This is a genomic window from Streptomyces sp. NPDC050509 (assembly GCF_044457965.1).
GTDB lineage: Bacteria > Actinomycetota > Actinomycetes > Streptomycetales > Streptomycetaceae > Streptomyces.
In genome coordinates this window covers 1-21,527 of record NZ_JBITHL010000012.1, presented here as the reverse complement: position 1 = coordinate 21,527, position 21,527 = coordinate 1, and the positions used below count along the sequence as shown (strand labels likewise).

The 21,527-nt window shown below is 70.3% G+C and carries 23 protein-coding genes; 14 read left to right on the top strand and 9 right to left on the bottom strand.

What is annotated here, in order from left to right:
• The first annotated feature begins 97 nt into the window (after positions 1-97).
• Complete coding sequence (locus ACIBJC_RS30230; RefSeq protein ID WP_399297880.1) at positions 98-436, top strand: hypothetical protein; 339 nt, start codon at positions 98-100, stop codon at positions 434-436.
• On the opposite strand, the gene ACIBJC_RS30225 is transcribed toward ACIBJC_RS30230, so the two are convergent.
• A complete protein-coding gene (locus tag ACIBJC_RS30225; RefSeq protein ID WP_399297878.1) occupies positions 417-1,097 on the bottom strand; it encodes a FadR/GntR family transcriptional regulator in 681 nt (226 codons plus the stop codon). The two genes, ACIBJC_RS30230 and ACIBJC_RS30225, sit on opposite strands and share 20 nt — an antisense overlap.
• A gap of 93 nt (positions 1,098-1,190) precedes the next feature.
• On the opposite strand from ACIBJC_RS30225, the gene ACIBJC_RS30220 reads away from it, so the two are divergent.
• The 4 genes from ACIBJC_RS30220 (at position 1,191) to ACIBJC_RS30205 (ending at position 3,653) form a co-directional block, all read left to right on the top strand.
• Complete coding sequence (locus ACIBJC_RS30220; RefSeq protein ID WP_399297876.1) at positions 1,191-2,549, top strand: CynX/NimT family MFS transporter; 1,359 nt, start codon at positions 1,191-1,193, stop codon at positions 2,547-2,549.
• Between the two features lie 4 nt (positions 2,550-2,553).
• Entirely contained in the window at positions 2,554-2,670 is a 117-nt protein-coding gene (locus ACIBJC_RS30215; RefSeq protein WP_283958703.1) for an SGM_5486 family transporter-associated protein, read from the top strand.
• 161 nt (positions 2,671-2,831) lie between these two features.
• Entirely contained in the window at positions 2,832-3,041 is a 210-nt protein-coding gene (locus ACIBJC_RS30210; protein ID WP_399297874.1) for a hypothetical protein, read from the top strand.
• A gap of 93 nt (positions 3,042-3,134) precedes the next feature.
• Positions 3,135-3,653, top strand: coding sequence for a SixA phosphatase family protein (locus ACIBJC_RS30205; RefSeq protein WP_399297872.1), 519 nt, complete (start codon positions 3,135-3,137; stop codon positions 3,651-3,653).
• 130 nt (positions 3,654-3,783) lie between these two features.
• On the opposite strand, the gene serB is transcribed toward ACIBJC_RS30205, so the two are convergent.
• Positions 3,784-5,049, bottom strand: a complete 1,266-nt coding sequence (gene serB, locus ACIBJC_RS30200; protein WP_399297870.1) for a phosphoserine phosphatase SerB — start codon at positions 5,047-5,049, stop codon at positions 3,784-3,786.
• A 536-nt stretch (positions 5,050-5,585) separates the two neighbouring features.
• On the opposite strand from serB, the gene ACIBJC_RS30195 reads away from it, so the two are divergent.
• Positions 5,586-8,192, top strand: coding sequence for an FHA domain-containing protein (locus ACIBJC_RS30195; protein ID WP_399297869.1), 2,607 nt, complete (start codon positions 5,586-5,588; stop codon positions 8,190-8,192).
• Between the two features lie 200 nt (positions 8,193-8,392).
• On the opposite strand, the gene ACIBJC_RS30190 is transcribed toward ACIBJC_RS30195, so the two are convergent.
• The 3 genes from ACIBJC_RS30190 to ACIBJC_RS30180 all read right to left on the bottom strand — a co-directional run bounded on the left by ACIBJC_RS30190 (position 8,393) and on the right by ACIBJC_RS30180 (position 11,330).
• Complete coding sequence (locus ACIBJC_RS30190) at positions 8,393-9,175, bottom strand: transglycosylase SLT domain-containing protein (RefSeq protein WP_399297867.1); 783 nt, start codon at positions 9,173-9,175, stop codon at positions 8,393-8,395.
• Positions 9,176-9,456: 281 nt separating this feature from the next.
• On the bottom strand, positions 9,457-10,635 hold the full coding sequence (locus tag ACIBJC_RS30185) for an S-adenosylmethionine:tRNA ribosyltransferase-isomerase (protein ID WP_399297865.1): 1,179 nt from the start codon (positions 10,633-10,635) through the stop codon (positions 9,457-9,459).
• A complete protein-coding gene (locus ACIBJC_RS30180; RefSeq protein ID WP_399297863.1) occupies positions 10,632-11,330 on the bottom strand; it encodes an SDR family NAD(P)-dependent oxidoreductase in 699 nt (232 codons plus the stop codon). Before ACIBJC_RS30180 ends, ACIBJC_RS30185 begins: the two co-directional genes overlap by 4 nt.
• Before the next feature lie 285 nt (positions 11,331-11,615).
• Here ACIBJC_RS30180 and ACIBJC_RS30175 point away from each other — a divergent pair, with 285 nt between their 5' ends.
• From ACIBJC_RS30175 to ACIBJC_RS30165, 3 genes are all read left to right on the top strand, one after another.
• The gene (locus ACIBJC_RS30175) at positions 11,616-12,761 is read left to right on the top strand and encodes a GAF domain-containing sensor histidine kinase (protein ID WP_399297861.1); all 1,146 of its coding nucleotides are present in this window, start codon (positions 11,616-11,618) and stop codon (positions 12,759-12,761) included.
• Complete coding sequence (locus ACIBJC_RS30170) at positions 12,754-13,452, top strand: response regulator (protein ID WP_399297859.1); 699 nt, start codon at positions 12,754-12,756, stop codon at positions 13,450-13,452. The genes ACIBJC_RS30175 and ACIBJC_RS30170 overlap by 8 nt, the downstream gene beginning before the upstream one ends.
• A 175-nt stretch (positions 13,453-13,627) precedes the next feature.
• The gene (locus ACIBJC_RS30165; protein ID WP_399297858.1) at positions 13,628-13,876 is read left to right on the top strand and encodes a chaplin; all 249 of its coding nucleotides are present in this window, start codon (positions 13,628-13,630) and stop codon (positions 13,874-13,876) included.
• Between the two features lie 288 nt (positions 13,877-14,164).
• Here the strand turns inward: ACIBJC_RS30165 and ACIBJC_RS30160 are convergent, their stop codons facing one another.
• Positions 14,165-14,965 (bottom strand): hypothetical protein, encoded by an 801-nt coding sequence (locus ACIBJC_RS30160; protein ID WP_399297856.1) that lies wholly within the window; start codon positions 14,963-14,965, stop codon positions 14,165-14,167.
• A gap of 127 nt (positions 14,966-15,092) precedes the next feature.
• On the opposite strand from ACIBJC_RS30160, the gene ACIBJC_RS30155 reads away from it, so the two are divergent.
• The 4 genes from ACIBJC_RS30155 to ACIBJC_RS30140 all read left to right on the top strand — a co-directional run bounded on the left by ACIBJC_RS30155 (position 15,093) and on the right by ACIBJC_RS30140 (position 18,335).
• Positions 15,093-15,884, top strand: coding sequence for an ABC transporter ATP-binding protein (locus ACIBJC_RS30155; RefSeq protein WP_399297854.1), 792 nt, complete (start codon positions 15,093-15,095; stop codon positions 15,882-15,884).
• Between the two features lie 77 nt (positions 15,885-15,961).
• Positions 15,962-16,393, top strand: a complete 432-nt coding sequence (locus tag ACIBJC_RS30150; RefSeq protein ID WP_399297852.1) for an NfeD family protein — start codon at positions 15,962-15,964, stop codon at positions 16,391-16,393.
• 92 nt (positions 16,394-16,485) lie between these two features.
• The gene (locus tag ACIBJC_RS30145) at positions 16,486-17,418 is read left to right on the top strand and encodes an SPFH domain-containing protein (protein ID WP_399297850.1); all 933 of its coding nucleotides are present in this window, start codon (positions 16,486-16,488) and stop codon (positions 17,416-17,418) included.
• Between the two features lie 140 nt (positions 17,419-17,558).
• Positions 17,559-18,335: a sulfite exporter TauE/SafE family protein gene (locus tag ACIBJC_RS30140; protein WP_399297848.1), complete on the top strand. Its 777-nt coding sequence runs from the start codon at positions 17,559-17,561 to the stop codon at positions 18,333-18,335.
• Positions 18,336-18,338: 3 nt separating this feature from the next.
• Here ACIBJC_RS30140 and ACIBJC_RS30135 read toward each other — a convergent pair whose 3' ends face one another.
• The 3 genes from ACIBJC_RS30135 to ACIBJC_RS30125 form a co-directional block, all read right to left on the bottom strand.
• Positions 18,339-18,857: an HNH endonuclease gene (locus ACIBJC_RS30135; RefSeq protein ID WP_399297846.1), complete on the bottom strand. Its 519-nt coding sequence runs from the start codon at positions 18,855-18,857 to the stop codon at positions 18,339-18,341.
• A gap of 162 nt (positions 18,858-19,019) precedes the next feature.
• On the bottom strand, positions 19,020-19,559 hold the full coding sequence (locus ACIBJC_RS30130) for a YbhB/YbcL family Raf kinase inhibitor-like protein (RefSeq protein WP_329826297.1): 540 nt from the start codon (positions 19,557-19,559) through the stop codon (positions 19,020-19,022).
• A 67-nt stretch (positions 19,560-19,626) separates the two neighbouring features.
• Positions 19,627-20,409, bottom strand: coding sequence for a sporulation protein (locus ACIBJC_RS30125; protein WP_399297844.1), 783 nt, complete (start codon positions 20,407-20,409; stop codon positions 19,627-19,629).
• An 85-nt stretch (positions 20,410-20,494) separates the two neighbouring features.
• Between ACIBJC_RS30125 and ACIBJC_RS30120 the strand changes: the two genes are divergently transcribed.
• The gene (locus ACIBJC_RS30120; protein WP_399297842.1) at positions 20,495-21,136 is read left to right on the top strand and encodes a DNA-3-methyladenine glycosylase; all 642 of its coding nucleotides are present in this window, start codon (positions 20,495-20,497) and stop codon (positions 21,134-21,136) included.
• Positions 21,137-21,527: the final 391 nt, after the last annotated feature.

Below are 21,527 nucleotides of genomic sequence, written 5' to 3'. Positions count from 1 at the left end.
CCGAGTCGAAAAGAGCGGCGCTTCCCCGCACACTGGGCGGGACGGCTCATGACGGGGCCGTCCCTACGGCTCTTCCGCCGGGGGAGGAGGGGTCCGTATGCGTCCGCGACGTCGCCGTACGGCCGCTCTTGTGGCGGCCACGCTGATCGCCTCGGCGTTGGCGGTCGCCGCCGACCGACCGGGCCGGGACCGCCCGGCCCCCGACCGCTTCCATGCCACCTGCCGTACGGACATCCAGGGCTCCCGCGCCGTCGCGTACTGCCACAACCCGTACCCCGAGACGGACCGGGTCCGGCTGCACGTGGACTGCGCGCGCTGGTGGGACATTGACGCCGTCGGCGCGCCCGTGGACATCAGGGCCGCCGGGTACGTCCGGCTCGCCGACCGGTGCTGGAAGGAGATCAGGTCGGTACGGGTCAGCCACGTACGTCCGTGACCAGGCAGTGCCGGGTGTAGCTCGCCGCCTCGGCCGCCGCCGTCTCCGCGTCCCCCGCCCGGATCGCCGCCACCAGCCGTGCGTGGTCCATGTGGTTCTCGGGGCGCAGCTCCCGGCCCACGTCGTCCCGCAGCCAGTCGCGCAGGAGATGGCCCAGATCCGCGTAGAGCGCGGTCATCACATCGTTGTGCGACGCCGCGACGACCGCGAGATGCAGCGTCGTGTCAGCCGTCACGAAACGGTCCGCGTCCCCTGCGGCCCAGGCCTCCTCGCGCCGCGCGAGGAGCGTGTCGAGCTGCCGCAGATCGCGTTCCGTACGGCGCTGGGCGGCCAGCCGCGCGGCCGAGGACTCCAGCGTGGAACGCAGCTCGGCGATGTGCACCGGTTCGGCCCCGGCGAATCTGCGGTGCATCACCCCGGCCAGCTCGCTGGTCGCGACGACATACGTCCCCGAGCCCTGCCGGATGGCCAGCAGCCCGTTGTGGGCGAGCGCGCGGACCGCCTCGCGGACGGTGTTGCGGGCCACCCCGAGCTGTTCGACCAGCTCGGGCTCGGTCGGGATGCGTGAGCCCACCGGCCACGCGCCCGACGTGATCTGGTCCCGCAGCTCGGTGATCACCTGATCGGAGAGCGCGGAGCGCCGGGGAGAGGTCAGTGCCATGGTGCTCCTGGTCTCGGGGAGGGACAGCGTCCGGCAGGAGGACAGCGTCCCGCAGATGGACAGTAAAACATCCCATCATTCTATGATGGCCCCATGTTCGACGAGCCGCACACCTCTCTCCACCCGCATACCCGGCGCATACCGGCGTCCGCGCCCACCGCCCTTTCCGTCCCCACCGCCCTTTCCGTCCCCGCCGCGCCGACAGCGCCTTCGTCGAAGTGGCGCACCCGGCTCCTGGTCGCCGGGCTCGTCCTCGCCGCACTCAACCTCCGCCCCGCCATCACCAGCCTCGGCGCCCTCCTCGAAGAGGTACGGGACGGACTGCACATGAGCGGCACCCTCGCGGGCGTCCTCACCTCCGTACCGCCGCTCTGCTTCGCCGTCTTCGGCTTCGCCGCGCCCCGGCTGGCGCGGCGCTTCGGCCCCGGCGCCGTCGTCCTCGCCGGGATGGTGGCGATCACCGCGGGAGTGGCGCTCCGCCCGTTCGCCGGCGGTACGGCCGGCTTCCTCGCCGCCAGCGCCTTCGCGCTCATGGGGATCGCCGTCAGCAATGTGCTGATGCCGGTGATCGTCAAGCGCGACTTCCCCGACCGGGTCGGCACCATGACCGGCCTGTACTCCATGGGGCTGGCGCTCGGCACCGCCGCGGCGGCTGCCGTGACCGTCCCCATGACCCAGGCACTCGGCGGCAGTTGGCGTACCGGGCTGGGCGTCTGGGCGGTGCTCGCCGCCGTGGCCGTACTGCCGTGGACCGGCCTGGCGCGCGACCGCTCGGCGACCGCCTCCGGCTCCCCGGCTCCGGCTCCGTCCACGGCCAGGGACGCGACCGCGGCGCCGGGCGGCAGCGGTGGCGCGCCCGGTCTCCGGCTCGGGCGGAGCCGTACGGCCTGGGCGCTCGCCTGTTTCTTCGGCCTCCAGGCCACCGGCGCGTACATCACCATGGGCTGGATGCCGCAGATCTTCCGGGACGCCGGGGTCCCGGCGGGCACGGCGGGGCTGCTGCTCGCCGTGATCATGGCGATGGGCGTGCCGCTGGCCTTCGTGATCCCGCGGGTGGCCACCCGTATGACCAACCAGGGGCCGATCGTCGTCGCCCTCGGGCTCTGCGGGCTGACCGCCTATGCCGGGCTGTATCTCGCGCCGGTCGGGGGCGCGTGGGTCTGGGCCGTGCTGCTGGGCGTCTCGAACTGCGCGTTCCCGCTGGCCCTCACCATGATCGGCCTGCGGTCGAGGACCGGCGCCGGTGTCGGGCGCCTCTCCGCCTTCGCCCAGAGCACCGGCTATCTGATCTCGATCCCCGGACCCGTGCTGGTGGGAATGGTGTACGAGTACTCCGGCGGCTGGGGGCTGCCGATCGCGCTGATGGCCGGGTTCCTCGTACCGCAGATGGCGATGGGCGTCATCGCGGGGCGGGACCGGACGATCGAGGACGAGACGCGGATGCGAGACTGACCGCATGCCAGTCCTTGACCCGAACCCCCAGAACGGCCAGCGGAAACTGCTGCTCGTCTTCGGCACGATCATCGGCATCATGGTGATCATCAGCATCATCGCCACCATCGCCAGCCCCTGACCGTCCGCCGTGACGCCCCGGGGTGGGGCTGGCCCCCCATCCCCTAGGGGGCCTGGGTCAGGGTCAAGTGGGTGGGTCACCGGATGGGAACCGGGCCCCGTGATCCGTAGCTTGGAAGCATCACGGGTCGCAGACCCATCCACCGACTCCCGGAGGCGGCCATGCCGGTCCGTACCCACTCCCGGCCCCACGCCCCGGCCACCTCCGGCAGCGTCGACACCCGGCTGCCGTGGTGGTCCGTCGCCCTGCCCTCCATAGCCTTCGTGGTCCTGTTCCTGCTGATGGCGGACCCCGGGCAGGCGCATGCCGCGACCTCCGACCCCACGGTCGGCAGGATCCTTGAGCACCTGCATCTGACCCTGGCCCGGTAGTACCGGTCAGCGGCGGCGGTGCCGTTCACCCGTGCCGGGTGAGCACGTCAACACCCTGCGCCCGCTGGCTCATTTCATGCGAAGCTGGGAAGCATGAGCGTCGAAACACCCCGCAGGATCGTCCTCCTCCGGCACGCGAAGGCCGACTGGCCCGACGTGGCCGACCACGACAGGCCGCTCGCCGACCGGGGCCGTGCGGATGCCCCCATCGCCGGCCGTGAGCTGGCCGCGACGGGTATCGCCTTCGATCTGGCTCTCTGCTCGACCGCGGCCAGAACGCGAGAGACCTGGAAACTCGCGGTGGCCGAGCTGCCGCAGCGCCCCAGGACCGTCTACGAGGACCGGCTCTACGATGCCGCCCTCGGCGAGCTGATCGCCGTCGTCAACGAGGTCCCCGACGACGTGCGCGACCTCCTTCTCATCGGCCACAACCCGGGTACGCACGCCCTCGCCGACGCCCTCGCGGGTTCCTCGGAGGGCGACGCCCTCGCGCGGATGAACAGCAGTGGCTTCCCCACCGCGGCTCTCGCCGTCCTCACGTTCGACGGCACCTGGAAGTCGGTCGAGCACGGCGTGGCCAAGCTCGTCGAGTTCTGGACGCCGCGCGGCTGACCGCCGGCGTACCCAAGGACGGGGAAGGCCCCGGTGGGGAGCCCGGCTGTTCGCCGGCTCCCGACCGGGGCCTTCTTTCATCCTTTTTCTTTCATCCTTGTACTTACGTCTCTGTTCTCCGCCGCGCGGGTCAGCCCGCCCGGCCGTCCAGCGGTGCTTGCTCGGACGGCTCTTCGAAGCCGTCCTCACCGTCCGCGATCTCGACCTCTTCCCGGGTGATGCCCAGCAGATAGAGCACGGTGTCCAGGAACGGTACGTTCACCGCCGTGTGGGCGGCCTTGCGGACCACCGGCTTGGCGTTGAAGGCCACCCCGAGTCCGGCCGCGTTCAGCATGTCGAGATCGTTCGCGCCGTCGCCGATGGCCACCGTCTGCGCCAGCGGCACCCCGGCCTCGGCCGCGAACCGGCGCAGCAGCCGGGCCTTGCCCGCCCGGTCGACGATCTCGCCCACGACCCGTCCCGTGAGCTTGCCGTCCACGATCTCCAGGGTGTTGGCGGCGGCGAAGTCCAGCCCGAGCTGCACCTGGAGGGCGTCGGTGACCTGGGTGAATCCACCGGAGACCACCCCCACCTGGTAGCCGAGCCGCTTGAGCGTCCGGACCAGGGTGCGGGCACCGGGGGTGAGCCGTACCTCGGCCCGTACCTTCTCCACCACCGACGCGTCGAGCCCGGCGAGCAGCGCGACCCGGGCGTGCAGGGACTGCTCGAAGTCCAGCTCGCCGAGCATGGCCCTGGCGGTCACCTCGGCGACCTCGGCCTCGCAGCCGGCGTGCGCCGCGAACAGCTCGATGACCTCGTCCTGGATCAGGGTCGAGTCCACGTCCATGACCACCAGCCGCTGGGCCCGGCGGTGCAGTCCGGCCGAGATGACGGCGACATCCACCCCGATCTCGGCCGCCTCGGTGGCGAGGGCGGTGCGCAGCGGTTCGGTCTCCACACCGGACACGGCGAACTCGACCGCCGTGACCGGGTACTTCGCGAGCCGGAAGATCCGGTCGATATTGCCGCCGGTCGCGGTGATGCTGGCGGCTATGGCCGCCGTCGACTCGGCGGTCAGCGGGTTTCCGAGGACGGTGACATGGGAACGGCCGCTGCCGCGCGGGCGGTTGTCGCCCTTGCCGGAGATGATCTCGGCCTGGAGTTTGAGGGATTCGGTCCAACTGTGCACGGTGGACCGCAGCTCGCCCTCGCTGGTACCGCCCGCGGTCGGCGCGGTGACGAGTACGCACAGGACGATACGGCCACGGGTGACGACCTGCTCGATGTCGATCACGTCGACGGAGAAGGCGGCGAGGGTGTCGAAGAGCCCGGCGGTGATCCCCGGGCGGTCTTTCCCGAAGATCTTGACGAGGAGGGTCGGGACATCGGAGTGCAGACGGGGCTGAGGTGCGCTCATGGTGGTTCCACCGTATCGGGCGAGGCACGGAAACCGGCCAGCCGTCCCGCGTACCGGACAGTGATCATGGGGTGATAGCGGGGGTGACCTGCGGGTACGGTGCGCCGCCGGGTCCGGGGTCATTTGCCGGCGTGCTGTACGGACCGTCCGCCGTACCGTACGTAACCGGCGTACCGGATTCCCTGACTCCGGTACGGCCGTACCGCCGGTCCTCGATTGGCGAGAAATCGACGGTTGAATCCCGCCCCCGCGCTCTCCGGTACCGCCCCGGACGCCCCGACCGCCCGACGCCGAAAGGAGTTCGCGGCGACGGATTGCCCCACCAGCCCTGTGGTTTGTCTGTGTTGTTGCTTTCCGTGGCTCTTTGTTCCTCACCGACAGCCCTTTGTGGTGGGGCTGTTACACGCTTGTGCCGGTATTGCACACGGCCCGACTTTCAAAGACGGGAGTGAGCCTGAAATAGTTCCCCACGATGTTCGCCATCCCTAGACTCCCTGCGATGGGGGAAACTCGGGGGACAACAAGTGGGGCATGGAGTGCCGGAACTCGTACTGGAATTGAACGGAAGGACCTGGACGCTCGATCCGTCCAGGTCGTACACCCTCGGCCGCGATCCACAGGGCGACCTCGTGATCGACGACGCCCGGGTCTCGTGGCGCCACGCCACCCTGAGGTGGGGAGGCCGTGGCTGGGTCATTGAGGACCATGGCAGTACCAACGGCACCTATGTACAGGGCCGGCGCATTCAGCAGATGGAAGTAGCCGCCGGCTCCGCCGTCCATCTCGGCAACGCCACCGACGGCCCTCGCGTCAGTCTCACCGGCGCGGGAGTCGGTGCGGGCGCGGGGGCGTACAGCGCGCAGAGCGCGGCACCTCAGCAGGTACCGGCCCAGCAGGCGCCGGCCCCGCAGGGCTGGCAGCAGCCCCAGCAGCAGGCCGCCCCGCCGCAGCAGCAGAGCTGGCAGCAGGCGCCGCAGGCACAGGCGGCCCCCGTACCCCAGCAGGTACAGGCCCCTGCACCCCACTACGCGCAGCAAGCGCCTCAGTCGCAGAAGCCGCAGCAGCCACAGCAATCACGGCAGCCGCAGGGCGGTGGCGCGGGCGGCGAGGCGGGGGCTCCGTCCGCACACGGGGACCGCAGCCCGACCACCTTCCACCAGTTCTCCCTCGGCCGTGTGATGCGCATCGGCCGTGCGCTGGAGAACGAACTGGTCGTCTCGGACCTCCAGGTCTCGCGTCACCACGCCGAGTTCACGGCGACGCCCGACGGCCGTTTCGAGATCCACGACCTCGGATCCCACAACGGCACGTACGTCAACGGTCAGCCGATCGCCAAGTCCGGCACCGTGCTCCTCGGCCCCAACGACATCGTCGGTGTCGGCCACTCCACCTTCCGGCTGGTCGGGGACCGGCTGGAGGAGTTCGTCGACACCGGTGAGGTCTCCTTCTCGGCCCGCCACCTCACGGTGACGGTCGACGGCGGCAAGCAGATCCTCAAGGACGTCTCCTTCGGTGTCCCCGAGAAGTCGCTCATCGCGGTCATCGGTCCTTCCGGCTCCGGCAAGTCCACGCTGCTCAAGGCGCTCACGGGCTACCGCCCCGCCGACCAGGGCGACGTCCTCTACGACAACCGGAATCTGTACAAGCAGTTCGCCGAACTGCGTCAGCGCATCGGTCTCGTTCCGCAGGACGACATCCTGCACAAGGAGCTGACCGTCAAGAAGGCGCTCAAGTACGCGGCCAAGCTCCGCTTCCCCGGCGACACCGCCGAGGCCGAGCGCGAGGCCCGGATCGGCGAGGTGCTGGGCGAGCTGAAGCTCGACATCCACAAGGACAAGAAGATCACCTCGCTCTCCGGTGGTCAGCGCAAGCGCGTGTCCGTGGCCCTGGAGCTGCTCACCAAGCCGTCGCTGATCTTCCTGGACGAGCCGACCTCCGGCCTCGACCCGGGCATGGACCGCGATGTCATGCAGCTTCTGCGCGGGCTCGCCGACGACGGCCGTACGGTCCTGGTGGTCACCCACTCCGTGGCCGAGCTGGGCATCTGCGACAAGCTGCTCGTGATGGCCCCCGGCGGCTCCGTGGCGTACTTCGGCCCGCCGGAGGAAGCGCTCAACTTCTTCGGCTACAGCACCTGGGCCGATGTCTTCTCGGCCTTCGAGAACTACCGCGACTACGACTGGGCGGGCCGCTGGCGCGGTTCGCAGCACTACCAGATGTACGCCGCGGACATCGACTCCGTCGCCGCCCAGTCCGTCCACATGCCGCCGCCGCAGCAGTTGCGCCCGCCGAAGGCGCAGAGCTGGGGCTCCCAGCTCTGGACGCTGATACGCCGCTACTCCTCGGTGATCGCCTCCGACAAGGGCTTCATGGGGCTGATGCTGATCCTGCCCGCCGTGCTCGGGGTGGTCAGCGTCGTGATCCCCGCCAAGTTCGGCCTCGGGCCGCCCGAGGCGCCGACCCGGTTCAACGGCGCCGCGGGCACGATCATGCTGATCCTCACGGTCGGCATGTGCTTCTCGGGCGCGGCCAACTCCGTACGTGAACTGATCAAGGAGAGGGTGATCTACGAACGGGAACGGGCCACCGGCCTCTCCCGCTCCGCCTATCTGATGTCCAAGGTGATCACACTCGGTGTGATCACGGCCTTCCAGGGCGTCATCATCTGCGGTATCGGCTTCGCGCCCCGCGTGCTGCCCGAAGAGGGCCTGATCATGCCGCCGGCCGTCGAGATCTGCCTGGTCGTGATCGCCCTCGGCTTCACCTCGATGATGTTCGGCCTGGTCATCTCCTCGCTGGTGAAGACCGCCGAGAAGACGATGCCGCTGCTCGTCATGTTCGCGATCGTCCAGGTCGTGTTCACGGGCGTCCTCTTCCAGCTCTACGACTCGCCGGGCCTGGAACAGCTCGCCTGGCTGATGCCGTCCCGCTGGGCCATCGCCGGCGCGGGCACCACCCTGGACCTCTCGCACCTGATGGCGCCGTGGGACCTCAACGACCCGACGAACCTGGACCCGCTGTGGGAGCACGCGGCGGGCCAGTGGGTCCTGAACATCTCGGTCCTGGTGCTGATCGGGGTCGTCTGCGGCTTCGTGGTCGCGCGGCTGCTGCGCCGCCACGAGCCCGAGGTCATGCGCAAGTGACGCCGGACCGCGACCGGGCCTGAGGCGCCGGAACCGTATCCGTACGGGACGCGCCGTACGTACGGCGCGTCCCGGAGAGCACCGGAAAACGCCGGAACGTACCGGAACGCGCCGGAGGGCGGCACCCCCGCAGTGGGGGTGCCGCCCTCCGGCGTTCGTTCACACGGCTGCCCGGATCGCTCCGGATGTGTCCGTGACGGTCAGTACGCGCTGTTGACGTTGTCCATCGAGCCGTACTTGTCCGCGGCGTAGTTGCACGCGGCCACGATGTTCGAGACCGGGTTGTAGATGTTGTTGGGCGTTCCCTTGACGTGGTACGTCTTGAAGGTCGGCGGGATCACCTGCAGCAGACCCTTCGAGGGGATGCCGTTCTGGGCGTTGATGTCCCAGTTGTTGATCGCGTTCGGGTTACCGCTCGACTCACGGATGATGTTGCGGTGGATCCCGTTGTAGCTGCCCGGGATGCCGTGCTTCTTCATGATGGCCAGCGACTCACGGATCCAGCCGTCCAGGTTGTTCGCGTAGACCGGCTTGCGCACGGTCGAGCGGCTGGCGGACGTGGTCTTGGCGCGCTTCTTCGCCTCGGCCTTGGCCTTCGCCTTGGCGGCGGCCTTGGCCTTGGCGGCAGCCTTCGCCTTCGCCTCGGCCTTCTCCTTCGCGGCGGACTTGGCCTTGGACTCGGAGTCCGACTTCGAGATGCCGGTGTTCTGGACCTGGGCCACGCCGTCGAGGGCGTTGGTGTGCTGCTTGGCGACGATCGAGTGCACGGTCGATGCCTGGGTGCTGTCCGTCGCCGGCGTCCACGCCACCTGAGTGGCGGCGGAGGACTTGGCCTGGGCCTCGGGCTTGGCCTCGGCGGCGCCGTGGCCCCCGGGGACGAGGGTGAACGTCAGAGCCGCGGCTCCGGCGGCTGCGACGCCGGCGATCGATGCCCTGTGGGTCTTGTTCAGACGGCTGAGGCCAGGGGTGCGTGACGAGAACATAGAGACGTACCTCTTCGAATAGCGGGAGTCGCGGAGGCCGGACGGCCAGCCATCTCGGCGGCGACGTCGGCAATTGTTAGCGGCCGCAAAATGCCCTGGCAAAGGTGTGACGTACGACCCCGGATAGTGCGAAGGGGCGCCTGGAAGGCGCCCCAATGTCCGGTTATGCCATGCTCACGCGGCCTTTATCCGTCGACTAAACCCGCTCGTAAGTGACGTGCGTCCTATGCCGGGGCTCACATCGGACCCCCCTCGGCATGACCGCGTGTTGCTCCAGCAATTCAAGGAGTGAGCGTTTTTCCGGGCAGGACGAGATGGACGTCCCCGAACTCGTGCCAGAGGTAGCGGCAGCGCAGCGCCGCCTCGTATCCCCTGGTCAGCGCCGCCCGCCCGGCGATCGCCTCCAGCATCAGCAGATGCGAGGCCACGGGCTCGTGCAGCCCGGTCAGCAGCCCGTCCACCACGCGCACCCCGCGCCGGGGCGTCACCACCAGGTCCGTCCAGCCGGACGACGCCCGCACCACCCCGTCCGGGCCCGCCGCCGACTCCAGGGCGCGCACCGCCGTCGTACCGACCGCGACGACCACGCCGCCCGCCGCCGCGGCGGCGTTCACCAGCCGCGCCGTCGGCTCCGGCACCGCGAAGCGCTCCGGGTACGGCGGCTCGTGCGCCTCCGCCGACGCCACCCCCGTGTGCAGGACCAGCGGCGCGAACTGCACGCCCCGGCTCACCAGCTCCGCGACCAGCCCCGCCGTGAAGGGCCGCCCCGCGCTCGGCATCTCCGCCGAGCCCCGGCCGTCGGGGGAGGGGAGCGCGAAGACCGTCTGGTACGCGGAGAGCGGCTGGTCCCGCTCCGTGTACCCGTACCGGATGGGCCGGCCGCGGCGGCCCAGCAGCCCCGGCACATCGGTGCCCGGGGTCCGCGCCCACCAGAGCCTGGCCCCCGCCGGGTCCAGCGGCTCCTCCAGGACGAGCTGACCCCCGCCGGGCAGCCGTACGACCGCGCCGGCCGGGCCACCGGGCCGGGGCAGCGTCGTCCCGGCCCCTGCCCCGGCTCCGGTCCTCGTCCCGGCCCCTGCCCCGGCTCCGGTCCTCGTCCCGGCCCCTGCCCCGGCTCCGGCCGGCCCACGCGGCGTCCGCAGCTCGACCGCCCACCTGCCGTCGTCACCCCGCGTCGAGAAGTGCACGACCACCCGTTCACCGCCCGGATCGGGCCCGATCCGCCCGTCGACCGCCGCGGGCAGCGTCGCCGACGTGTTGACCACCAGGACGTCCCCGGCCCGCAGCAGCTCCGACAGCTCCCGGAAGGCGTGGTGGCTCACCCGCGTCCCCCTGGACACCAGCAGCCGTACATCGTCCCGTCCCGCCCCACGCTGCTCCGCCGGAACCCGCGCCGACAGCTCCTCGGGTACGTCCGGCATCCGCGCCGACAGCTCCTCGGGCGCGTCCGGCATCCTCATGCCGTCGCCTCCAGCAGCGCTGGCGCCGCGTACCGGCCGCTCGCCGGCCGCCGGTCCAGCAGCCGCAGGAAGCCGGGCACCACCGTCTCGGGCGCAGGACGCGGATCCGTGTCGTCCGGCACGGCCGCCGCGTACAGATCCGTCCCCATGTCCCCCGGATCGACCGCCCACACCCGCAGCCCCGGCTCCTCGACCGCCAGCACGGCCGCGAGGTGGTCCAGCGCCGCCTTGGACGCCCCGTACCCGCCCCAGGTCTCGTACGCCTCCGCCGCCGCGTCCGAGCTGACCGCGATCACCGCGCCCGCCGCGCTCTCCCGCAGCAGCGGCAGCGCCTCCTGCACCAGCCCGAGCGCCGCCACCACATTGGTCTCCAGCGCGGCCCGCAGCCCCGCCGGGGGCAGCGCGTCCAGCCGTACCAGCGGCTCCGCGCCCAGCGCGCTGGCATTGCTCACCAGCAGGTCCAGCGAGCCGAGCCCCGCCGCGGCGGCCACCAGCTCCGCACGGTGCGTGGCGTCCGTCACATCCCCGGCGAGCGCCACCACCCGCGTCCCGTGCGTCCCGGCCGCGCGGGCCGTCCCCTCCAGTACGCGCGCGGTCCTGGCGTCCAGCACCAGATCCCAGCCGCGCCGCGCCAGCGCCTCGGCCAGTGCGCGCCCCAGCCCCTTCGATGCCCCCGTGATGACCGCTACCGGCATGACGTCCGCTCCTCCGCGTCGGCGTTCCCGGTCACCGGTCGCCCGCCTGCCGTGACTCCGTGACTCCGCGGCGCCGTGACCCAGTGACCCTGTGACACGTCCAACGTAGGAACGCCCCCGCCCCCACCGCCTCGTGCGCGGGCCCGGACCCACGCGGGCACTTCGCCCTAGGCCGGGACGCCGGGGACCTAGGCCGGGACACCCGGGTCCTAGTCCCAAGGACCCCGGCCGCGGACCGTCCCCGGGCCGATACGCCGCGTACCGGCCCGGGGATACGGTGGCCACATGAGCCACCGACCCAGCTCCGGCCTCGCCGCCGTGAGCACCGCACTCCTCGCCATGAGCAGGCGTCTGGAGGTGCACGACGTCCTCAAGACGATCGTCGTCTCCGCCCGGGAGCTGCTCGACGCCGAGTACGCGGCCCTCGGTGTGCCGGACGACCACGGCGGCTTCGCCCAGTTCGTCGTCGACGGCGTCAGCGACGAACAGTGGAAGGCCATCGGCCCGCTCCCGCGCCAGCACGGCATCCTCGCCGCGATGCTCCACGAGGAGAAGGCCGAGCGCCTCGCCGACGTACGGAAGGACCCCCGCTTCGAGGGCTGGCCCTCCGCCCACCCCGACATGTCCGACTTCCTGGGCCTGCCGGTCAGGGACGGCGACGAGACCATCGCCGCGCTCTTCCTCGCCAACAAACGCTGCCCCAAGCCGGACGGCGGCTGCGGATTCACCGAGGAGGACGAGGAACTCCTCTCGATCCTCGCCCAGCACGCCGCGATCGCCCTGACCAACGCCCGGCTCTACGAGCGCAGCCGCGAACTGACCATCGTCGAGGAACGCTCCCGCCTCGCCCACGAGCTGCACGACGCCGTCAGCCAGAAGCTCTTCTCCCTGCGGCTCACCGCCCAGGCCGCCGCCGCCCTCGTCGACCGCGACCCCGCCCGCGCCAAGGACGAGCTCCAGCAGGTCGCCGCCCTCGCCGCGGAAGCCGCCGACGAGCTGCGCGCCGCCGTGGTCGAGCTACGCCCCGCCGCCCTGGACGAGGACGGCCTGGTGGCTACGCTCCGTACCCAGATCCAGGTGCTCGACCGCGCCCACGCGGCCCGGGTCACCTTCGACAGCTCGGCGGTACGGGCGCTGCCCGCCGCCCAGGAGGAGGCGCTGCTGCGCGTGGCCCAGGAGGCCCTGCACAACGCGCTGCGCCACTCCGGCGGCGACCGCGTCGACGTCACGCTCGCCCGTCGCGCCCAGGGCGCGGTCCTCAGCGTCACCGACAACGGCAAGGGCTTCGAGCCCCGTGTGGTCCGCCGGGCCGGGCGCCACCTCGGACTGGTCTCGATGCGGGACCGGGCCGGCGGAGTGGGCGGCAGACTCCGGGTGCAATCGGCGCCCGGACAGGGCACCACGATCGAGATGGAGGTGCCCGGTGGCTGAAGACGACAAGGGCGGCGCGCAGCGCTTCGAAGGCAGGGCGGGGGCAGGCGACGGGCGTGCCATCCGCGTACTGCTGGTCGACGACCACCAGGTGGTACGGCGCGGACTCCGTACGTTCCTGGAGATCCAGCCCGACATCGAGGTCGTGGGGGAGGCGTCCGACGGCGCCGAGGGCGTCGCCCGCACCGAGGAGCTGCGCCCCGACGTCGTCCTGATGGACATCAAGATGCCCGGCTCGGACGGGATCGAGGCGCTGCGCAAGCTCCGCGACCTCGGCAACCCGGCCCGGGTGCTGATCGTCACCAGCTTCACGGAGCAGCGCACCGTCGTGCCCGCGCTGCGCGCCGGGGCCTCCGGCTATGTCTACAAGGATGTCGACCCCGAGGCACTGGCCGGCGCGATCCGCTCCGTCCACGCGGGGCACGTCCTGCTCCAGCCCGAGGTGGCGGGCGCCCTGCTGGCCCAGGACGACCCGGCCATGGGCCAGGGGAGGGGCACGTCGCTCACCGAACGGGAGCGCGAGGTGCTCACCCTCATCGCCGACGGGCGTTCCAACCGGGAGATCGCCCGCGCGCTGGTGCTCTCCGAGAAGACGGTCAAGACGCATGTGTCGAACATCCTGATGAAGCTGGACCTCTCGGACCGTACGCAGGCGGCGCTGTGGGCCGTACGTCACGGGGTGACCGGCTGATACGGCGATGACGGCGGGGCCCAATGCGAAAACGGAAGGTCATCTTCCGATCTGAGATTCATACTGTCGGGTGTATGTCACCCACACGGCGCATCCTGAGCGCCGGTCGCGCGTTCTCCAAGGCGTGCCGCCGCATCCCGCCGCGGCTGTTGACCACGCGATTAAGGAACACCTCATGAAGGTTGCCAAGAAGGCCGCCCTGGTCCTCGTCACCGCCGGTCTCGCCGCGGGCGCCTCCGCCGGCGCCGCGTTCGCCACCGAGGGCGGCGCCCACGCCGACGGCCTGGCCCAGCACTCCCCGGGCGTCGGCTCCGGCAACGCCGTCCAGGTCCCGGTGCACATCCCGGTGAACCTCACCGGCAACACGGTCAACGTGATCGGCCTGCTGAACCCGGCGTTCGGCAACCACGCTGTTAATTTTTAAGGCTCGGTTCGCCTCCGGGCCCCCTTTTTTAAGGGCTCGGTTCGCCTCCGGGGCGCCTTATGCCGCTGTCGACGGTCGACCGTGCTCGGTTCGTTCGTTCCTCACGAACCTGCGCGCGCTCTCCCTTTCGACAGCGGCGCGCCCCTTCGGCTCACTCGCCGGCCAGGAGGGGAGACGGGCCGATGATCCGGCGCCGGAGGCCTCCCCCCGCACCGGAGTATGCCTCCGGGGTCGACGCCTCCCCGCTCGGCACGCGTGCCCAGCGGGGAGGCGTCGACCCCAGGGGTGTCAGACGCCCGCCCCGGGACCGTTCCGCTCCCGCTCCTCCACATACGCGTTGTACGACGCCACCTGTGCCCGCCGCGCGAACCGCTCCACCGGCCGCAGCGCCTCACCCCGCGCCGCCATCTCCGACGCGCTCACCGCGCCCCCGTGCCCGTGCCGGTACGCCAGCTCGATCATCAGCCCCACCCGCTGCGCCTGCTCCAGCACCCGCACCGCCCGCTGCGGATAGCCCGGGGCCAGCACCTCGCGCCCCGCCTCGGCCCGCGCCCGGTACGCGTCCACGATCGCCTCGGCCACCGGCCCCGACGCCGCCACGTCCAGCCCGGACAGCACCTCCGCCGCCTCCCGCAGTGCCTCCGACAGCTCCCGCTCCGCCTCCCCGAGCGAGGGCACGTCCGCCGGCGGGGCCTCCCGTACCGGCAGACAGTGCCAGAGGACCTCCACATGACGGTCGCCCTCGGGACCCACCGCGGACACCTCGGGCACCAGCCCGTAGGGCGCCCCCACGGCGATCACGGCCTCCTCCGCCTCCAGGGCGCGGGCATTGAACTCCGGCGGTCCGCAGAGCCCCAGCGGGTGCCCCGGCGCGGGCAGCGCGACCCGGTACCCGGTCACCCCGAGCGACCGCAGCCGCCCCAGCGCCAGCGTCAGCCCCACGGGCCCCGCCTCGCCCGGCAGCCCCTCCACCCGGTGCAGCGCGTCCTCGCCGACCACGGCGAGCACCGCGTCGTCCGGCGATACAAATCCGGCCAACAGGGCATTTCCCCAAGCGGCCAGCAGTCCTGAGCGTGGTTGCGAAAGCATGGTCACAGCCTAGGTAACAGACCTCACGGCCGGACCACTCGACCGGTGGCGTAGGTTTTCCCTGGGGGTCCGCGTCTACAGGCGCACCCGAAACCTCAAGACGATTGCATGGGGAGACAACGCGCTCATGAGCGATGTACTGGAGCTGGTGGACGTAACCGTGGTCCGCGACGGACGCGCTCTGGTGGACGATGTCTCCTGGTCGGTCAAGGAGGGGGAGCGCTGGGTCATCCTCGGCCCCAACGGCGCGGGCAAGACCACCCTGCTCAACCTCGCCTCCAGCTACCTCTTCCCGACCGTCGGCCAGGTCCGGATCCTCGGCGAGAAGCTCGGCGAGGTCGACGTCTTCGAACTGCGCCCGCGAATCGGCGTGGCGGGCATCGCCATGTCCGAGAAGCTGCCCAAGCGCCAGACCGTCCTCCAGACCGTCCTCACGGCCGCGTACGGCATGACCGCCACCTGGAACGAGGACTACGACGAGGTCGATGAGCGGCGAGCCCGCGCCTTCCTGGACCGGCTGGGCATGACCGAGTACCTGGACCGCAAGTTCGGGACGCTCTCCGAAGGGGAGCGCAAGCGCACCCTCATCGCCCGCGCGTTGATGACCGACCCCGAGCTCCTCCTCCTCGACGAGCCCGCGGCCGGCCTCGACCTCGGGGGCCGTGAGGACCTCGTACGCCGCCTCGGCCGTCTCGCCCGCGACCCGTACGCCCCCTCCATGATCATGGTGACCCACCATGTCGAGGAGATCGCGCCCGGCTTCACCCACGTCCTCATGATCCGCCAGGGCAAGGTGCTCGCCGCCGGCCCCATGGAGACCGAGCTGACCTCCCGCAACCTCTCGCTCTGCTTCGGGCTCCCGCTCGTCGTCGAGCGCACCAACGACCGCTGGACGGCGCACGGTCTGCCCCTCGGCTGAACCTCCGTCATATCGGCGGCCTTCTGACCTGATATCGCCCCTGTCGGGACAGGGACCCGCGCCCCTACCATGACCATGTGGAAATCGACGCGTGGGTGTGGTGGCTGATCGGCGCCGTAGGACTGGGCATTCCCCTCGTCATCACGGCGATGCCCGAGTTCGGCATGTTCTCCGCCGGTGCGGTCGCCGGCGCGATCACCGCGGCCCTCGGCGGCGGCGTGGTGGTCCAAGTCCTCGTCTTCGTCGTGGTGTCCGTGGCGCTCGTCGCCGCCGTACGCCCGTACGCGGCCCGGCAGCGCGCCGGATCGAGCCCGGGATCCGCCACCGGGATCGACGCGCTGAAAGGCCGTCAAGCCCTCGTCCTGGAACGGGTGGACGTCAGAGGCGGCCGGATCAAACTGGCCGGCGAGGTGTGGTCCGCGCGCACCTACGACGAGTCCACATCCTTCGAACCCGGCCAGCAGGTCGACGTGGTCGAGATCGACGGAGCGACAGCCGTCGTCATGTGAGGCTCAACCCGGGCGAACGGTCACCACGTTCACCTCCGGTCTGAGAAACTGGATCATCAGAACATCCGGCAGAGAAGGGCCCGAGAAACGCGATGCCATCAATCATCATCGTCCTGGTCATCCTGGTGGTGCTTGTATTCATCGCCCTGATCAAGACGATCCAGGTCATCCCGCAGGCAAGCGCCGCCATCGTCGAACGGTTCGGCCGCTACACGCGCACGCTCAACGCGGGCCTGAACATCGTGGTCCCGTTCATCGACTCGATCCGCAACCGGATCGACCTCCGTGAACAGGTCGTCCCCTTCCCGCCCCAACCGGTGATCACCCAGGACAACCTGGTCGTCAATATCGACACCGTCATCTACTACCAGGTCACCGACGCCCGCGCCGCGACGTACGAGGTCGCCAGCTACATCCAGGCGATCGAGCAGCTCACCGTCACCACACTGCGCAACATCATCGGTGGCATGGACCTGGAGCGCACCCTCACCTCCCGCGAGGAGATCAACGCGGCCCTGCGCGGCGTCCTCGACGAGGCCACCGGCAAGTGGGGCATCCGCGTCAACCGCGTCGAGCTGAAGGCCATCGAGCCGCCCACCTCCATCCAGGACTCGATGGAGAAGCAGATGCGCGCCGACCGTGACAAGCGCGCCGCGATCCTCACCGCCGAAGGTATCCGCCAGTCGCAGATCCTCACCGCGGAGGGCGAGAAGCAGTCCGCGATCCTGCGTGCCGAAGGTGAGGCCAAGGCCGCCGCCCTGCGCGCCGAGGGTGAGGCCCAGGCCATCCGTACGGTCTTCGAGTCCATCCACGCCGGCGACCCCGACCAGAAGCTCCTCGCCTACCAGTACCTCCAGATGCTCCCCAAGATCGCCGAGGGCGACGCCAACAAGCTCTGGATCGTGCCCAGCGAGATCGGCGACGCGCTCAAGGGACTCAGCGGCGCCTTCGACAACCTCGGCGGCGGCATGCCCGGCTTCAACACCGGCGGCAAGGAACGCAGGCAGGACACCCCGCTCGACTAGAACACCCTGCGCCGGCCGAACACCGTTCGACAGAACACCCCGCGCCGACAGAACACCCCGCTCGACAGAACGCCCCCGCCCTTCGTGCATGATCGGTGGTCGGTGCATCCGGCACCGATCAGCACGAAGGGCAGCACACCGTGACCATCTGGGAGATGCTCGCCGTCTTCGCTGCGGGCATCAGCGCGGGGGCCATCAACACCGTCGTCGGCTCCGGCACGCTCATCACCTTCCCCGTCCTGCTGGCGACAGGGCTGCCCCCGGTCACGGCGACCGTCTCCAACGCCCTCGGCCTGATACCCGGTTCGATCAGCGGAGCCATCGGCTACCGCGCCGAACTCACCGGCCAGCGCCCCCGCGTCCTGCGCCTGAGCGTCGCCGCGATCCTCGGCGGACTCAGTGGCGCCACCCTGCTGCTGGTCCTGCCGTCCACGGCCTTCGAGACGGTCGTGCCCGTCCTGGTCACCCTCGCCCTCGTCCTGGTGATCCTCCAGCCCCGGCTCGCCCGCGCCGTCCAGGCCCGCCGCACACGCAAAGGCACCAGCGCGGGACTCAACGGCGGCCCGCTCCTGTTCGCCGGAGTGCTGCTCGCCAGCGTCTACGGCGGCTACTTCACCGCTGCCCAGGGAATCATCTACCTCTCCCTGATGGGCATGCTGCTCGACGACACCCTGCAGCGCCTCAACGCGGTGAAGAACATCCTCGCCGCCGTCGTCAACAGCGTCGCCGCGCTCTTCTTCCTCTTCGTCGCCGAGTTCGACTGGACGGCTGTCGTACTCATCGCGGTCGGCTCGGCCATCGGCGGCCAGCTCGGCGCCAAGTTCGGCCGCAAGCTGCCGCCGGCCGCCCTGCGCGCGCTGGTCGTGACGGTCGGCGTGGTCGCCATCGTCCAGCTTCTGATCCGCAGGTACGGCTGACGGTCACGCGGCGGGCTGTGCCTGCACCCCCGCGAGCCACTGCGGCAGCTCGGAGCGCTCACCGACCCGCAACGACAGCAGCATCGCCTCCGCCGGTGACGGTACGAACGGCGCGTGCAGCAGCGGCATCCCCGCCTGATCCGGCGTACGGTCCGCCTTCCGGTGGTTGTCCTCGGCGCACGAAGCCACCGTATTCAGCCAACTGTCCGCGCCACCCCGGGACCGCGGCACCACATGGTCCACCGTCGTCGCGCGCCGACCGCAGTACGCGCACCGGTGCTGGTCGCGTATCAGGACCCCACGCCTCGACCACGGAGCTTGTCTTCGGAAGGGCACCCGGACATACCGGCAGAGCCTGATCACCCGCGGCACCGGAAGCTCCACGGCGGCGGCGCGCACACGGAGACCGGGATGGGCCTGCTCGACGACGGCCTTGTCCTGGAGCACCAGGACCACCGCACGGTTGAGCGTCACCGTCGACAGCGGCTCGAAGCTCGCATTCAGTACCAGCGTGTCCCGCATCCCGTCCACCTCCCGTGTTTCGCCGCCCGGCCCCCTGACATGGCTGACAGGGCTGTGGGCTTGGATCAACTCTGGCCGGGCGCGCCGAGAGGGACAACACAATAAAAAATGCCCTGCCCTGATCTCTCCAAGACCAGGGCAGGGCAAACAAAAAGCAAACGGTCAGCCAGCGGCGGGGGCCGCGTACTCCCCGACGAGCTGGGCGCGCGCCAGCGTGTGGAAGCGCAGATTGAATCCGACCACCGCGGGAGAGGCGTCGCTGTCCGGACCGAGCCGCTCACTGTCCACCGCGTACACCGTGAACACATAGCGGTGCGCCGGGTCCCCGGGCGGCGGCGCGGCGCCCCCGAAGTCCTTCGAACCGTAGTCGTTGCGCGCCTGTACGGCACCCTTGGGCAGCCCCTCGAACGAGCCGCTGCCCGCGGCCACCGGAAGCTCCGTGACCGACGCGGGGATGTCGAAGACCACCCAGTGCCAGAACCCGCTGCCGGTCGGGGCGTCGGGATCGAAGCACGTCACGGCGAAGCTTCCGGTCTCCGCTGGGAACCCCTCCCACCGCAGATGCGGCGAGGTGTTCCCAGCGGCCTGGACCTGGGCGTCCTTCAGGACCGCCCCGGGCGCGACGTCGTCGCTCACCACGGTGAACGACGGCACCTTCGGATGGAAGTCATGAGGGAGCGGTGCCCTCGTCGCCTCGGTCACGTCTGAACCTCCGGATGTCGGCTGTCGGCATGTCGTCTGTCGGCGACCCCGAGCCTAAAGGCTTCGCTCAGAACCAGTTGCGACGGCCACCCACCTCGGCGAGCCACTGGTTCAGATAGGCGGCCCAGTCGGTCTCCTGGAAGTCGCCCAGCCCCACCTGGAACGAGCGGAAGGAGTCGCTGCCCTCGGTGAACAGCCCCGGCTTCTTGTCCATCTCCAGGATGACGTCCATCTCGCGGTCGTCCGCGACGAAGGTCAGCTCGACCTGGTTCAGCCCGCGGTACTGCTGCGGCGCGAAGAACTCGATCTCCTGGTAGAACGGCAGCCGCTGCCGCGTCCCGCGGATGTGCCCCTTCTCCATGTCCGCGCTCTTGAAGCGGAAACCGAGGTGGATGAAGGCGTCCAGGATGGCCTGCTGGGCCGGGAGCGGGTGGACGTTGATCGGGTCGAGATCGCTGTTGTCCAGCGCCCGCGCGATGTCCAGCTCCGTGGTCACCCCGATGTTCATGTTGCGCAGCGGCTGCCCGTCGATGGTCGTGACGGGGGTCTCCCACGGGATCTCCAGGCCGAACGGCACCACGTGCACCGCGCCGGCCTGAACCTCGAAGGCGCCGCCGATGCTCTGCCGCGTGAACTCGATGTTCTGCTTGGTCTCCTGGTCGTTCCCCTCCACCTCGACCCGTGCCTGCAGTCCGACGGAGAGCCCCTGGATCCGCTGGTTCACGGAGCCGCCCTCGATCCGCACCTCACCCTGCACCACTCCGCCGGGCACCACGTTCGACTCGGTCAGCTCGGTCTCGACGGTCGCCCCACCGGCGCCCAGGCTCGCGAGCAGCTTCTTGAAGCCCATATGTCACTCCTACTAAATCCTTCGGGTCCCTGACCCCTACATACGCGATCCGGCCACGGACGGTTCCCCGGTACGCTCGGACGCCATGATGGCGAGCCCCGACCGTATGCCGTTGCCCAGGGACTTCTTCGACCGGGCGGTCCTTGACGTCGCACCCGACCTCCTCGGCCGGACGCTGGTACGGGAGACGGACGACGGCCCCATCGAGCTACGGCTCACAGAAGTGGAGGCGTACGCGGGCGAGGTGGACCCGGGCTCGCACGCCTTCCGGGGACGCACGCCCCGCAACGCGGTGATGTTCGGCCCGCCCGGCCACGCGTACGTCTACTTCACCTACGGGATGTGGCACTGCCTCAACCTGGTGTGCGGGCCCGAGGGCCGGGCGAGCGGGGTCCTGCTCCGGGCCGGCGAGATCGGCATGGGCGCGGAGCAGGCACGCAAACGTCGAATCTCGGCCCGTCACGACAGGGAACTGGCCAAAGGCCCGGCCCGCCTGGCCACCGCCCTGGACGTGGACCGCGCACTCAACGGCACGGACGTCTGTGCCGGCCCGGACCAGCCGCTGTCGGTACTCACCGGCACCCCGGTCACCAAAGACCAGGTCCGCAGCGGTCCCCGTACGGGGGTGGGCGGCGACGGGGCGACCCACCCCTGGCGCTTCTGGATCGACGGCGACCCCTCGGTCAGCCCTTATCGGGCCCACGCCCCGCGCCGCCGCCGAACTTGACTCCGCTGTTTCGTCCGCCTAACGTGGCCCGAGCCGCTTTCAACGGAGCCTGCTGTTCAGCAGCCTCCGCAGCGGCCACCCACTACACACGATCAAACCCTTACGGGTCTGAGTTTCGGCATGCCGAAATTTCTGCGCCCATCGGCTCGATTATGAGCCGGGCGGGGATTCGGTTAAAGTAGTGAGCAGCCGAAAGGCAAAGGGCCACTCCAAAGGCCTTCGGAATTCTGGAAGCGGGAAACACCGCCGAATGAATCTGATAGAGTCGGAAACGCAGGAACGAAGTACAGAAACAAGAAGTACAGAACAAAATGAAGCACCGAAGGGAAGCGCCCGGAGGAAAGCCCGCAGGGGTGAGTACGAAGGAAGCGTCCGTTCCTTGAGAACTCAA

Bases quoted from the DNA above. Each gene is read 5' to 3' on its own strand.
- ACIBJC_RS30185 (WP_399297865.1), bottom strand. From the start codon at position 10,635: ATGAGGATGCCGGACGCGCCCGAGGAGCTGTCGGCGCGGATGCCGGAC.
- ACIBJC_RS30155 (WP_399297854.1), top strand. From the start codon at position 15,093: ATGAGCGATGTACTGGAGCTGGTGGACGTAACCGTGGTCCGCGACGGA.
- ACIBJC_RS30215 (WP_283958703.1), top strand. From the start codon at position 2,554: ATGCCAGTCCTTGACCCGAACCCCCAGAACGGCCAGCGGAAACTGCTG.
- ACIBJC_RS30220 (WP_399297876.1), top strand. From the start codon at position 1,191: ATGTTCGACGAGCCGCACACCTCTCTCCACCCGCATACCCGGCGCATA.
- ACIBJC_RS30120 (WP_399297842.1), top strand. From the start codon at position 20,495: ATGATGGCGAGCCCCGACCGTATGCCGTTGCCCAGGGACTTCTTCGAC.
- serB (WP_399297870.1), bottom strand. From the start codon at position 5,049: ATGAGCGCACCTCAGCCCCGTCTGCACTCCGATGTCCCGACCCTCCTC.
- ACIBJC_RS30230 (WP_399297880.1), top strand. From the start codon at position 98: ATGCGTCCGCGACGTCGCCGTACGGCCGCTCTTGTGGCGGCCACGCTG.
- ACIBJC_RS30135 (WP_399297846.1), bottom strand. From the start codon at position 18,857: ATGCGGGACACGCTGGTACTGAATGCGAGCTTCGAGCCGCTGTCGACG.
- ACIBJC_RS30190 (WP_399297867.1), bottom strand. From the start codon at position 9,175: ATGTTCTCGTCACGCACCCCTGGCCTCAGCCGTCTGAACAAGACCCAC.
- ACIBJC_RS30125 (WP_399297844.1), bottom strand. From the start codon at position 20,409: ATGGGCTTCAAGAAGCTGCTCGCGAGCCTGGGCGCCGGTGGGGCGACC.
- ACIBJC_RS30210 (WP_399297874.1), top strand. From the start codon at position 2,832: ATGCCGGTCCGTACCCACTCCCGGCCCCACGCCCCGGCCACCTCCGGC.
- ACIBJC_RS30225 (WP_399297878.1), bottom strand. From the start codon at position 1,097: ATGGCACTGACCTCTCCCCGGCGCTCCGCGCTCTCCGATCAGGTGATC.
- ACIBJC_RS30145 (WP_399297850.1), top strand. From the start codon at position 16,486: ATGCCATCAATCATCATCGTCCTGGTCATCCTGGTGGTGCTTGTATTC.
- ACIBJC_RS30165 (WP_399297858.1), top strand. From the start codon at position 13,628: ATGAAGGTTGCCAAGAAGGCCGCCCTGGTCCTCGTCACCGCCGGTCTC.
- ACIBJC_RS30180 (WP_399297863.1), bottom strand. From the start codon at position 11,330: ATGCCGGTAGCGGTCATCACGGGGGCATCGAAGGGGCTGGGGCGCGCA.
- ACIBJC_RS30175 (WP_399297861.1), top strand. From the start codon at position 11,616: ATGAGCCACCGACCCAGCTCCGGCCTCGCCGCCGTGAGCACCGCACTC.
- ACIBJC_RS30205 (WP_399297872.1), top strand. From the start codon at position 3,135: ATGAGCGTCGAAACACCCCGCAGGATCGTCCTCCTCCGGCACGCGAAG.
- ACIBJC_RS30160 (WP_399297856.1), bottom strand. From the start codon at position 14,965: ATGCTTTCGCAACCACGCTCAGGACTGCTGGCCGCTTGGGGAAATGCC.